9 protein-coding genes are annotated in these 13,570 nt (G+C 41.5%); 5 read left to right on the top strand and 4 right to left on the bottom strand.

Annotation, left to right across the window (positions count from 1 at the left end; translation table 11 throughout):
- Nucleotides 1-75 precede the first annotated feature (75 nt).
- The 4 genes from IF202_RS00930 (at nucleotide 76) to IF202_RS00915 (ending at nucleotide 6,021) form a co-directional block, all read left to right on the top strand.
- Nucleotides 76-2,271 carry a tRNA(Met) cytidine acetyltransferase TmcA gene (locus IF202_RS00930; RefSeq protein ID WP_191592995.1) on the top strand — a complete coding sequence of 732 codons (2,196 nt, stop codon included), beginning with the start codon at nucleotides 76-78 and terminating at the stop codon, nucleotides 2,269-2,271.
- A gap of 294 nt (nucleotides 2,272-2,565) precedes the next feature.
- Nucleotides 2,566-3,558, top strand: coding sequence for a TRAP transporter substrate-binding protein (locus tag IF202_RS00925; protein ID WP_191592994.1), 993 nt, complete (start codon nucleotides 2,566-2,568; stop codon nucleotides 3,556-3,558).
- 156 nt (nucleotides 3,559-3,714) lie between these two features.
- Nucleotides 3,715-4,392, top strand: a complete 678-nt coding sequence (locus tag IF202_RS00920; RefSeq protein ID WP_191592993.1) for a TRAP transporter small permease — start codon at nucleotides 3,715-3,717, stop codon at nucleotides 4,390-4,392.
- 15 nt (nucleotides 4,393-4,407) lie between these two features.
- Nucleotides 4,408-6,021 carry a TRAP transporter large permease gene (locus IF202_RS00915; protein WP_191592992.1) on the top strand — a complete coding sequence of 538 codons (1,614 nt, stop codon included), beginning with the start codon at nucleotides 4,408-4,410 and terminating at the stop codon, nucleotides 6,019-6,021.
- Nucleotides 6,022-6,111: 90 nt separating this feature from the next.
- On the opposite strand, the gene kduD is transcribed toward IF202_RS00915, so the two are convergent.
- Nucleotides 6,112-6,870 (bottom strand): 2-dehydro-3-deoxy-D-gluconate 5-dehydrogenase KduD, encoded by a 759-nt coding sequence (kduD, locus tag IF202_RS00910; protein ID WP_191592991.1) that lies wholly within the window; start codon nucleotides 6,868-6,870, stop codon nucleotides 6,112-6,114.
- Nucleotides 6,871-7,125: 255 nt separating this feature from the next.
- Here kduD and ggt point away from each other — a divergent pair, with 255 nt between their 5' ends.
- Nucleotides 7,126-8,886, top strand: coding sequence for a gamma-glutamyltransferase (ggt, locus tag IF202_RS00905; RefSeq protein ID WP_191592990.1), 1,761 nt, complete (start codon nucleotides 7,126-7,128; stop codon nucleotides 8,884-8,886).
- A 92-nt stretch (nucleotides 8,887-8,978) separates the two neighbouring features.
- On the opposite strand, the gene IF202_RS00900 is transcribed toward ggt, so the two are convergent.
- From IF202_RS00900 to IF202_RS00890, 3 genes are all read right to left on the bottom strand, one after another.
- The gene (locus tag IF202_RS00900) at nucleotides 8,979-9,791 is read right to left on the bottom strand and encodes a GGDEF domain-containing protein (protein WP_191592989.1); all 813 of its coding nucleotides are present in this window, start codon (nucleotides 9,789-9,791) and stop codon (nucleotides 8,979-8,981) included.
- A 114-nt stretch (nucleotides 9,792-9,905) separates the two neighbouring features.
- Complete coding sequence (locus IF202_RS00895; protein ID WP_191592988.1) at nucleotides 9,906-11,264, bottom strand: sigma-54-dependent transcriptional regulator; 1,359 nt, start codon at nucleotides 11,262-11,264, stop codon at nucleotides 9,906-9,908.
- A complete protein-coding gene (locus tag IF202_RS00890; RefSeq protein WP_328797178.1) occupies nucleotides 11,264-13,555 on the bottom strand; it encodes an ATP-binding protein in 2,292 nt (763 codons plus the stop codon). The genes IF202_RS00895 and IF202_RS00890 overlap by 1 nt, the downstream gene beginning before the upstream one ends.
- Nucleotides 13,556-13,570: the final 15 nt, after the last annotated feature.

The raw sequence follows: 13,570 nt of genomic DNA, 5'->3' as shown, positions 1-13,570 counted from the left end.
TTACTCAAAATAATGTAGTTAAAATTGGCTCGGCCTTGTGGTCACAGTATGATGGTGAGACGACAAGGAGATTTCATGTATTCATCGGACAATTCAGTAGACAAGCATCGCCATTGTTTTTTATTAAAAGGCTCTATCAATGAAGTTTTGTCGGATTTTTTACGCCTGTGTGAATATTTTTCTACGCCGCTAATTTGCGCTCACGATGTGGCTCAATACGATCAGCTAAATCTTCCTTCATCAAGGAAACCTCTTTTTAGGACCTGCTCCTTTAAACAAGCGCGGCAAGAACTTGGTCAAACCAATGATGCGGTCTTAATAGATTTAACCCAAGGCGTTTCTGCTAGTGCCTTAGCCATTTTATCAGGAACCGTTCGTGGGAATGGAGTATTTGCCATTGCTTTACCAAATGAAAATTGGCTATCCATTGTCGATCAAGATCTACCCCGTTATCTGCCTTGGCCTTATGAAAGCGAGCAAATAGAGTCGAACTTTAAGCTTTTTCTGCTAAACCATTTACACAGTGATACATCACCTTTTAAAACCATAAATTCTTATGAAAAGCAGCAAAGTCAAACACCGTCTAAACGAGCAAAAATACAAGCTTTTCCTGCACTGGATTTAATCGAAGAGAATGCGCCATTAACCAAGGAACAAGCCAAAGCTCAATCTTGTTTATTTAAAAAGAAAGCCAAGTCTTATGTACTTATCGCACCTCGGGGTCGTGGTAAATCTACGCTACTTGGTGATAGCCTCGCCAAAATGCTACAAGCAGGTAAAAAAGTCGCACTGACCGCGCCAAATCAAAGTGCTATTCAAACCTTAAAAAATCGATTCGAGCATGTTTTAAAAAACGCAAACTTAGACGTAGAGATGCCCTTCTTCGCGCCTGACGCCTTACTCGTTAATGATACCCATTGGGATATGTTGTTTGTGGATGAAGCTTCTATGATCCCAGTGCCTTTACTAGTGGCACTCAATAAGAAAGCAGAGCATTGTCTTTTTAGTACAACAGATTATGGTTACGAAGGGGCAGGAAAAGGTTTTGGAATTCGCTTTTATCGTTATTTGGAAGCGCAATCGACACAAAAAACTTTGTCGGTCCAATCACTTACATTGAGCCTTCCAATAAGATGGGGGGGAAATGACCCACTTGAAAACTGGATCAATGATTGCTTCTTTTTAACACCCAATCAAGAATTAGAAACATCACGTATTCATTCTGATAATTTAGTAAAATCTCATACTTATAAAGCCATAGCAGGTGCAGAATGGCTAACCCAGCCAGATTTCCTATCCCGCACATTCCAACTATTAGTAAGCGCACACTATCAAACGTCTCCTGATAATTTACGCTGGATATTAGATGACCCGTCTGTTTATGCACATCTTTCCTTACAAGGCTCCGCTGTAAATAGTGTGGCCATCGTAACTGAAGAAGGACAGTTACCAGATGAACTTAGTCGAGCGGTTTTACAAGGTACACGTCGGCCTCGTGGTCATTTAATACCACAATCTTTATTAGCGCATGAAGGCATTGAAGACGCAGGACAATATCGCTACTGGCGTATCAGCCGTATCGCAACGCAAGAAAACGCACAGAACAAAGGTGTAGCAAGCCAGCTACTCAATCATATTGAAACAGTTGCCAAACGTTCCTTTGCTAGAAACGACATAATGAAAGACTGCTCAATACAAGACACAGCGCCATGTGATTTTCTCAGTACCAGCTTTGCAGCGACAGCTGAAGTCATCGCCTTTTGGCTTAAAAATGGCTTTATACCTGTGCGCCTTGGTACAACTAAAGACCAAGCCAGCGGCTGTTATTCATTAATGATGGTAAAACCACTAAGTAAAATAGCACAGGAAAGAGCTTCGATATGGCATCAAGACTACCTCGCTAACCTGGCTATCAACTTACCGAGAGATTACCAAGACTTAGACACCGAGTTGGCAGAAGCTCTCAACAATAATGCGTCAGATAAAAGAAAGTTAGAGAACATTTTTACCGAAAAGGACAGAAATGACCTGACTTTATTTGTGGATCATCATCGACCTTACCTTACTATTCGAGCTCAACTCACTCGCTTAGTGAGACAGGCTATCGCCCAAAAGACACTAATAGCCAGCAACAGGAATTATTTATTGCTAAACACAGTAATAAGCCAATCAACAGATGAGATAGACTTCACCGCCTTTGGGTTGAAAACAAAGAAACAAGTTGAAAAGCATTTGAAGTTAGCAGTAAACGAACTATTGAAAGAAAAATAGAAAATGAGCGGTTTTCCACCCATAAGGAAGAATTATTTGTGCGACATTCCACCCATTCTATTTTTATTAGTCAAATAAAATAGAATCACCTCATATAGAAAAAATATAATTAACATTTAAATCAATAACTTAAAATGAAAACAAAGTACTTGGCATAGATTGTGTAAAGAATATGAGTCAGGCAATATCTACATTGCTGAGTCTTTCTATTTTTGTTCTATAATTAGAATGGTTATTTTTAGACTAAAAAGTAGATAAAACAATAATAATTCAGTTTTTTGGAGTCCTATAAAAATGAAAAAAATCAGCCTTACTCTAACGTCTCTAGCACTTGCTCTTACAGCAGGTACTGCTATCGCTAACTGTGATCCAGGTGAGCGTGTTGTTAAATTCAGCCACGTAACTGGCGGTACTACACACCCTAAAGTAGTTGCAGCTAATAGCTTAGCAGACCGTGTAAACACAGAAATGAACGGTAAGTTGTGTGTAGAAGTTTTCCCAAACTCTACACTATTTGGTGATTCTAAAGAGCTTGAAGCCCTTCTATTAGGTGATGTTCAACTACTTGCACCATCACTTTCTAAGTTTGGTTCATACACACCTAAATACGGTGTTTTCGATCTACCTTTCATCTTTAAAGACATGGACCACGCGATCCGTTTCACTAAAACAAAAGAAGGTAAAGACCTTTTGTTAGCAATGGACGAGTACGCTGGTTTTGTTGGACTAGGATACTGGATGTCAGGCATGAAGTACTTCTCAGCTGGCAAACAACTTACCGTTCCTAGCGATGCTGAAGGCTTGAAATTCCGAGTACAAACATCTGATGTTTCAAAAGCAATGATTTCAGCAATGGGCGCATCTCCACAAGCAATGGCGTTCTCTGAAGTATACGGCGCATTGCAAACGGGTGTTGTAGATGGTCAAGAAAATACTTGGTCAAACATCTACACTAAGAAATTCTATGAAGTTCAAGACAGCACGACTGAAACAAACCACCAGCTTTTAGCTTACTTGTTCATGACGTCTTCTGAATTCTTAGCAAGCCTTTCTACTGCTGATCGTACGCAATTCCTTCAAATTGCAGACGAAGTAACACAAGCAGCAAACTTGAATGTTAAAGCGGCTGAAGCAACAAACCGTGCAAACATCATCAAAGCAGGCGGCAAAGTAAACACATTGACTCCAGCTCAGCGCCAAGAGTGGGTAGATACAATGAGCCCTGTTTGGAAAAAGTTTGAAAATGATATCGGTAAAGATTTGATTAAAGCCGCTGCTGGCGCTTAATTAATTTTTACATTGCAGTCAGCTGACTCAGTTTTAAACTGAGTCAGCTTTTGTGATTTACCCTGTGCTTTTTGATCATACCCTTCGAATACACAATGTATCCCTCATACTGCGCTTTAACTTGTTAAGGTCCATTTCTTTTAGGAGACGACCCCCATGGCACATTGGCCACACCTTTATTTATTAGTATTTATTATTGCCCTTTGGGTACTGGAAAAGTGCTTTCCAAAAGTCATGGAGCGGGCAGAAGAAAATCTCCTAATTATCGTTATCTCTTCCATTATGGCGGTTTCATTTGGGCAGGTTGTTGCTCGTTATGGCTTTAATACAGGTTGGGATGCGGCACTTGAATTCAATACCGTTGCTTTCTCATGGTTAATTCTATTGGGTATGAGCTACGGTATAAAAACTGGCCTTCACCTTGGTGTCGACATTGTTTTAAATGCTGTTCCTAAACGCATTTCTAAAGCCTTGTCTATGGTAGGTGCAGCGGCCGCTATGCTGTACGGATTGATTTTACTCGACTCGACTTGGTTAGCTATGCTCGGCGTAGACGTTAGAGGTGGTGCGATCGAGTACTGGCTGAAAATGTTCAAAATCGGTCTAGGGTCAGAAGAACTTCGTTACCCTGTTTTCTTCCAGGAAATGTTTGATTTGCGCCCTCGCCTACATCGTTGGGTAGTGCTTGTTATTTTGCCAATCAGTTTGGCTCTGCTTTCTTACCGTTCTTTACAAGCGTTTATTGATATCGCTCGTGGAAAACGTGGCATGTTGATCAGTGGGCATGAAGCTCAAGATCTTGTCGAAGAAAACAAAAACGTCTTGAAAGACTAACGCGGGAGCTTAATCGTGGAATCTATTATTCTATTTTCATCTGTACTAATCCTGCTATTTATTGGCTTGCCGGTTGGTATTTCTTTGGGCTTATCGTCCATTTTGTTTATTACTTTTTTCTCTCACGACTCTTTGTCATCTGTTGCCATTTCATTATTTGGTGCAGGTCAACATTACACCTTGTTGGCGATTCCGTTCTTCATCATTGCCTCGTCTTATATGTCGACCGGTGGTGTGGCAAAACGTTTAATTAACTTTGCTATTGCTAGTGTTGGTCACTTCAGAGGCGGCCTAGCAATGGCGTCTGTGTTGGCATGTATGATGTTCGCCGCGTTGTCTGGTTCATCTCCAGCGACTGTAGTTGCGATCGGTACGATTGCGATTGCGGGTATGACTCAAGTAGGTTATTCAAAAGAATTCGCAGCAGGCATCATTGCCAACGCGGGTACATTGGGTATTTTGATTCCACCTTCTATCGTTATGGTGGTTTACGCTGCATCCGTTGATGTTTCTGTTGGTCGTATGTTCTTAGCAGGTGTGATTCCTGGTTTGATGGCTGGCGGTATGTTGATGCTAGCGATTTATGTTGTGGCTCGTATCAAGAACCTTCCATCAGAAGAATGGAAAGGTTTTAGTCACCTTATTCGTGGTGGTAAAGAAGCAGGCTGGGGCTTGTTCCTTGTTGTTATCATCATGGGCGGTATTTACGGTGGTGTATTTACACCAACAGAAGCAGCAGTTGTTGCAGCGGTTTACTCTATGTTTATCGCCTTGTTTGTTTACCGTGACATGGGACCTTTAAAAGGCAAAACATGGACAAACGATGAAGACGCACCACATGCTCGTGTTGGTTTTAACGGCATGGTTTACGGTGTTTCTTTCTTCCTTGTTTGGGAAATCATGTCTTTCTTTGTTTGGGCAGACAGCGAAACCATCACTGGTGGAGACCGTGCCATTTGGGGCGTGATCATGTCTGCTATGCTGGCGATCTTTTATGTCTTCAAACGCTCTAGCAAGTTAGAAGAATCCATCGGCACTTGTTTGTTGGCTGGTATGCCTATTTGGGGCCGTAACTTATCTATGATGCTACGCGGTTTCTTCCCTTCGTTGTTTGGTGAAGAGTCTCGTAAAGTTATGCTAGAAGGCACAAAAACAACCGTTATGCTGATGTTCATCATCGCTAACGCTTTGTTGTTTGCTCACACGCTTTCTGCAGAACGTATTCCACAAATGATCACAGAATGGATGCTGGATGTTGGTTTCAACTGGTTTACCTTCCTGATCGCGGTCAATATCTTGTTGTTAATTGGTGGACAGTTCATGGAGCCATCTGGCCTATTGGTTATCGTTGCACCTGTTGTTTTCCCTATCGCGATGCAATTGGGTATTGACCCGATTCACCTAGGTATCATCATGGTAGTAAACATGGAAATCGGTATGATCACACCGCCGATTGGTCTGAACCTATTTGTGACATCTGGCATTACCGGAATGAGCTTAGCGCGCGTTGTTAAAGCCGCTATGCCTTTCGTTGCTGTATTAATGGTGTTCTTGGTATTGGTGACGTACATTCCAGCGCTTTCTACTGCGTTGCCGTACAGCATCATGGGACCAGAGATTGTTCAGTAACAGCTGAATATCTATTATCAGCTCCAAATAAAAAAAGCGCCGAAAGGCGCTTTTTTTATTTAAACCATACTAACAACTTAATAAAACTTACTAACGGGCTAGCCAACCGCCATCAACGGCAATGGTATAACCATGAACATAGCGTGATGCTTCAGACGCCAGAAACACAATCGGCCCCGCCATATCACTTGGCGTTCCCCAACGTCCGGCTGGAATACGTCCTAATATTTCACTCGATCTATTTTCATCCGCTCGTAACGCTTGGGTATTGTTGGTTTCCATGTAACCTGGTGCGATGGCATTGACGTTAATACCATGTTGCGCCCATTCATTCGCTAAGGCTTTAGTCAAACCCAACACGCCACTTTTTGACGAAGTATAAGACGGTACACGGATACCACCTTGATAAGACAACATAGAAGCAATGTTAATAATATTGCCTGCAGAACCTTGTTTCATCACTTGTTTGGCAAAAGTCTGAGACATAAAGAACAAGGTTTTCAAGTTAACATCCATCACCTCATCCCAATCTTTCTCAGTAAAGTCGATGGCGTCATTACGACGAATAATGCCTGCATTGTTGACTAGAATATCGACTTTACCAAACGCAGAAACAGCCTCTTTTATAACAAGGTCTGTGGTTTCCATCTTACTCATATCCGCAATAACACTATGAAACTTACGACCTGTTTTTTCGATTAGTAAAGCAGTCTCTGTTGGGTTACTTCTGTTAATACCCACTATGTCTGCGCCAGCTTCAGCCAGAGCCAATGCCATACCTTGCCCTAATCCTGTATTACAGCCAGTAATAATCGCGACTTTACCCCTTAGATCAAACATCTCTTTCATAACAACACCCAAATTATGTTTATAGAGTTTATGTTTTGTAGACCATCGATACCTATAAGATATCGATGGTTATTTATCCAGAATAACACAAAGAAAACTACATCCATTTATTGTAAATGTTGACCCTTATCTCATTTAAGTATTTTCGGTAAAAAATAATTATGCTTAGATATTAAGGTAATGGATTTCAATTTTGCCTATAGGTCTTAAACAATACAGACCTATTCCACTCATTAGATGAAAAGGTTTTTTATCATGACGCGATCAATACTATGGCGACATTTATTAGTACTCACTCCATTATGCCTATTTGGTTCCCATTCTTTTGCTGCTGGACAAGTAGCTGACTCTGTTGCACCAGAGGCCTCCAGTGGTATACAAACCAAAGCATTAACACATGCGCAGGACTTTATGGTGGCTTCCGCCAATCCGGTCGCCAGTAAAGCAGGCTATGATGTTTTGAAAGCTGGCGGCTCTGCCATCGACGCCTTAGTTGCTGTACAAATGATGTTAGGTTTAGTTGAGCCTCAATCTTCTGGTCTAGGCGGTGGTGCTTTCGCCGTATATTACGATGCAAAAAAACAAAAACTGACGACCTTTGATGGCCGAGAAACGGCTCCAATGGCGGCAACACCAGAGTTATTTCAAGATGAGAATGGCGAGCCGCTGTCATTCTATAAAGCTGTTGTAGGTGGTCGTTCTGTTGGCACACCTGGTACAGTAAAACTAATGGCTGAGTTGCACGAACGTTACGGTAAAATGCCTTGGGAAGACTTGTTAGCACCAGCAACAGAACTTGCACAGGAAGGTTTTATTGTGTCACCACGTCTTGCTGAATCCATTAAGGGAAGTGCTGAGTATTTATCGCGCTATCCAGAAACAAAGGCCTATTTTTTCAATTATGACGGCACACCTCGTGCGGCAGGTAGCCGTTTACAAAATACCCCATACTATGAAACATTACGTTTACTAGCGATTTACGGTGCTGATGAATTTTACACAGGCCGAATTGCCAAAGACATTATCTCTCAGGTACAAGGCATCGCTGATAATCCGGGCCTGCTCTCTGAACAAGATCTTGCCAGCTACCAAATCAAAGAACGTTCACCAGTGTGCTTACCTTACAAACAATTTGATGTATGTGGAATGGGGCCGCCAAGCTCTGGCGCATTAACTGTTGGTCAAATTTTAGGGATCACACAGGAATTTGATCTTGCCAAGCTAGGTGCAGACTCTCCCGAAGCATGGCAAATAATCGGCGACGCCTCTCGCCTTGCTTTTGCAGACCGCGGTCGCTACATGGCTGACACAGATTATGTACCTATGCCTCAAGGGTTATTGGACAAAAGCTATTTAGCAGAACGTGCCAAGCTCATTACTCCAGGTAAAGCATTAGAAACAGTTACCGCTGGTGAGCCAGAATGGCACCACCCAATTGCACAAGCAGACGACATAGCAATTGAATTCCCTTCAACTAGTCATATCTCTATTGTTGATAAAGAAGGCAACGCCGTGTCTGTCACCACGACAATTGAAAGCGGTTTCGGCTCAACGGTTATGAGCAACGGCTTCTTATTAAATAACGAACTAACAGATTTTTCTTTCAAATCTCACCAAAATGGCTATCCAATTGCCAACCGTTTAGAACCTGGAAAACGCCCTCGCTCTTCTATGTCTCCAACCATTGTAATGAAAGACAACAAACCTTATTTGGTGGTTGGCTCTCCTGGAGGCTCCCGTATTATTGGTTATGTAGCGAAAACTCTGATTGCTCATCTTGAGTGGGGAATGGATATTCAGGACGCTATATCCCTACCGAATATGTTAAATCGATTTGGTACATACGACCTTGAAAAAGGCACTCAAGCCGAACGTTTCGAGAAGCCATTGACCAAAATGGGATTCAAAGTCTTGGTTAGAGATTTGAACTCAGGTATCCAAGGTATTATTGTTGAAGACAAAGGTTTACTCGGTGGAGCGGATCCAAGGCGTGAAGGTCTTGTCCTAGGAGACTAAAGGGTGAATAACTAAAAGTATCAATAGAATCAAAAATGGCGACCATCAAGACCGCCATTTTTGTTGTAATATTTATCTACACCTAGGTGATATCAATGCTCAGCATAACCCATTGCAAAACCATTTCGACCTGAGCGTTTCACTTTATATAACGCATTATCGGCGGCTTTCATTGCCATATCGATAGCATGGCTATCGGAGCCGTGAATGTTAGAGAATCCAATACTGGCAGCAAATGAGATAGGGCATCCATCAAACTCTACGTTTGCAGATCGAACACGTTCTAAAATCTGTTCTGCAAAATCTTGCGGAATAATTTGAGTGGTTTTATGCAAAAAAACAACAAACTCATCACCACCCAAACGGCCAACAACATTCGGCTCAGGGGCCAATTCAAGCAATACAGAACTAAAAGCAGCTAACACTTTATCACCCGCTGCATGACCATATTGGTCATTAATTGGTTTTAAGTTGTCTAAATCTAAGATGAAAAAACCAGGTAAATGCCCATGATCTAATCTATTGCCCTGAGATAGCTTTTCAGCCCTCGCGGGTAAACTAGTACTGTTAGGAATGCTCGATAAAAACTGTTCAACTTTTTCATAAAAATACCCGCGATTATAGGTATTTGTTAGGCTATCTATTGTCGCCAATTGAGTCATCTTAACTTCCATTTCATCTAGCTTGAAAAATAGACCAACTAAATACCAGGAAAGAAGCGGAGTAACTAAAACAGTAATACTAGAAACTAAAATAAAATCTTCGAAAGGAATGTACGTAAAACCCAATATTTCAACAAGGAAGAAATTAAGCAGATAAGCCAAAATAGTAGATAAAACTGTTAATGTTGCTACTAAACCAACTCGCCCGAGTTTACGCAGGCAATGTCTAATAAGTGGCGACACTTAACCTCCAAACAATAAGAAATGTTATTAAAAGATATAAGCTAATCATTCAGAGCGTTATGTCTAATAATTAGAGGTTAATATAATAGTACAATTACTACTCTAGACCAAAGATTACTGCTTAAAAATGTCCTTATCTAAACCATATTTCCGCATTTTGTCATACAGCGTTTTACGAGGCAGGCCAAGTGCATCCATGGTGCTTTTTATTGACCCTTTTTGGCGCATTAATTCCTGTTCTAACAAGGTTTTTTCGAAACGCTCCATTTGCTCTGGTAAAGTCATGACACCGGGATTATTCTCATTTGTGATAATTTCATCGAACTCAAAAGACCCAGCCTCACCCATCAAAACATATCGCTCAGCAAGGTTTCTTAACTCTCGTACATTACCTGGCCAATCGTAGGTTAATAAGCTGTGCATTCGCTCTGCCGAAATAGATTCAGACTCACGCTTATATTGCGCGATGGCCACCAAACAGAAATGTTGCCAGAGCAGTGAGATATCATCTTTTCGTTCACGCAATGGCGGAATATCTACTCGCACTACGTTTAATCGATAATACAAATCTTCGCGAAACGTGCCACCTTCACTCAGTTGTTTCAGATCTACTTTAGTCGCAGCTAAAATCCGCAAGTCTAAATCAATACCAGTATTTGACCCTAAACGCTCTAAGCGACGTTCTTCCAAAACACGCAATAAACGTATTTGCATAGACATGGGCATGCTTTCAATTTCATCAAGAAATAAAGTACCACCATTAGCGTGTTCTAACTTACCAATACGCTGAGTTTTAGCATCTGTAAAAGCACCCTTTTCATGACCAAAAAGCTCAGATTCCATAATAGAGTCAGGTACTGCGCCACAGTTAATAGCTACGAAAGCATGGCCTCGACGTGAGCTATGTTCATGAATGTATCGGGCAACTAACTCCTTCCCTGTGCCAGTCTCACCTTGAATTAAGATATCTGCGGCAGTGTCCGCCACATGTAATAGCGCCTGACGTAAACGGTGAATACCCGATGTGTTACCAATGATTCGGGGGCCTGGCGCATTTTGCGCTACCAATTCAAGACGTAAGTTTCGATTCTCTAACGTTAAACGACGTTTTTCAGAGGCTCGACGTACAACTTCAATAAAATCTTCGTTAGAAAAAGGTTTTTCAATAAAATCATAGGCACCGTCACGTATTGCACTGACAGCCATACTGATGTCACCGTGACCTGTAATTAAAATAAAAGGAATTTCAGCGTCTATTTTTTTAACTTCTTCAAAAAGCTCTAAACCACTTTTTCCAGGCAAGTTAATATCACTAACAATGACGCCGGACCAATCCAAAGACAGGCGTTCAACAACACCTTGCGTACTTGAAAATTCAGCGACATCAAAATCTTCCAGCTGCAATGTCTGAGAAATAGCCATGCGAACCGCTTGCTCATCATCAATTAAGAGTACTTGGTTACCACTTTGCATTAGTGTTCCTCTATAGCTGCATCAGAAAGGGATGTATGTGGAATAAAACGAGGTAGCCTAACACAAAATTCTGCACCACCTGTTACTTGGTTCTGTGCACTAATTTGCCCACCCATCGCTTCAACTATACGCTGACTAATAGACAAGCCGAGACCTAAACCCAACCCCGACGATTTAGATGTAAAGAAGGGTTCAAAAAGATGCTTAATCGCCTCTTCACTTAAACCACTTCCTGAATCCTGTATGCGAATAACAATGTCGTTTTCTATAGCCGTTTGGATGATAGCAACCTGTCGCGAGCCATTCGGCTGCTCTACGATCGCATCAGCAGAGTTTGCCAATAAGTTAACTAAAACTTGCTCTAAAAAAACCATATCACCATTGACGATAAAGTCTTGGTCTTCCATTACTGTGAGCGTGATATCTACTTCTTTATAACGAGTGCCAATAATTTTAAGCGCCCCCATAATGGCAGTTTGAACCGCAATAGGTCCATGCTGAACATCACCTTTACGAGCGAATACTTTGAAACGAGCAATGATATCCCCCATATGATGACCAAGCTGGTTAATATGCTGCAAGTTTGCATGAGCCTGATCATAAAGGCCTCTATCAAGAAACTTTAAACTGTTACCAGCAAAGGCTCGAATAGCCGTTAATGGTTGATTTAACTCGTGATTTAAACCCGCACTGAGCTGGCCCAACACAGCCAATTTCGCCGTTTGAATTAGCTCACGCTGAGTCCCCTTATGCTCTTCCATTTCATCACGTAATCGTGTGTTCGCACTCTCCAATTCGAAGGTTCTGGCTTTTACTCGCTCTTCTAAATCTATTCTCGCTTGGGTGATTTCTTGCTCATAACGTTTACGCTCTGTCATATCATGGAAAGTAACCAAATAACTAAGGCGATTAGGCAACTGCATTTCACACAGAGTCATTTCTACAGGTACAGACACCTTATTCGAATAATATAAGCGGCCTTCTCTAGTGAGAACTTTAATACCTAAACTGTTTGCCGCATCCCAAAAATTCTCATGATCAGATAATATTGATGCATCTTGCTCGTCAGGTTGAAATAAAACACTCAAAGGCTGCCCCACCAAAGGCGCAAGTGGTTGTCCTACTAGCTTTTCAACGGCAGGGTTAAAAGACTCTATTCTGTGGCTTCCGTCCAACGTCACCAAGCCTGCCTGAGTATTTTGAATGACCTCACGAATATAAGCCTGATTGTGTCGTGTCATTTCATTAGCATCGGAACGCTCACGCAACATTCGAGTACGCAACATAGCCAAACCAAAAAGTAAGGCGGTAATCGTCACACCACCAGCAAAAATAGCACGCCATAATGCAATATCTTCATTGATGATTTTAAGCGGTGCTAAAATAGAAATTTGGAAATTCAACAGACGAATCGGTCGACTCATTTTAAGGTAAGAAACGCGATTCAAATTATCGCTATTGTTCGTCATCCGATTTTCTAGAATTTCTACAATGTAAGACTGATCATCAAACGGCTTCTTGTAGGTGATCGCCAATTTTTCAATCGTTTTATCGCCATAACGCTGAGAATCCGCAATGCGTTTTAGCTCTTCATGAGATAACTCACCTAATACGCGATACAGCCAGTTAGGACGGGAGCCACTAAATACAACATTATCTGGATCTAATAGTACAAACTCATAATTTTGGTTGGCAAAACGTTTTTCAAATTGTGTTAAATCCACCTTTACAACCGCCACGCCTATAATAGAATCGCCTTCATAAATAGGGTAAGAAAAATAATAGCCGCGGCGATTCGACATAATGCCTAATGCATAATATCGTCCTGGTTTGCCTACAATAGCGTCTTTAAAATAAGGTCGAAATACATAATTACTGCCAACAAAGCTACTGGCACCTGCGTAGTTAGAAGCGGCTATCGTCAATCCATCCGCATTCAAAATATAACTGTCCGATGCTTCGGTAATCCGGTTGATTTGCTCTAGTTCTCGATTCAACTGATTGATGTCTGATTCAAAACCATCTCGCAGAGCCTTTTTCACTCTATCGTTAGAAGCCAGCAAAGTTGGCATGTGCTGGTATTTGGCAATAGCACTTTCTAACACACTGGCAAGCTGATTTAACTCTTCAAAGGAATCAAGTCGTAAAGTCTTAATTTGCTGATTGCGAACGGCTTCGCCACCTTTCCAGATCAATAAAATGACGATGAAAAATGCACAAAAATACAGCCAAACGGCCTGTTTTGATGACGCAAACCATTTCATACTCACACCGTATTTTTCTTTCAACACTTTGACTCCAAAAAC

This window comes from Marinomonas colpomeniae (genome assembly GCF_014803385.1).
GTDB lineage: Bacteria > Pseudomonadota > Gammaproteobacteria > Pseudomonadales > Marinomonadaceae > Marinomonas > Marinomonas colpomeniae.
Note: the sequence above shows the minus strand (reverse complement) of the source record. Positions and strands in the feature narration are given on the sequence as shown.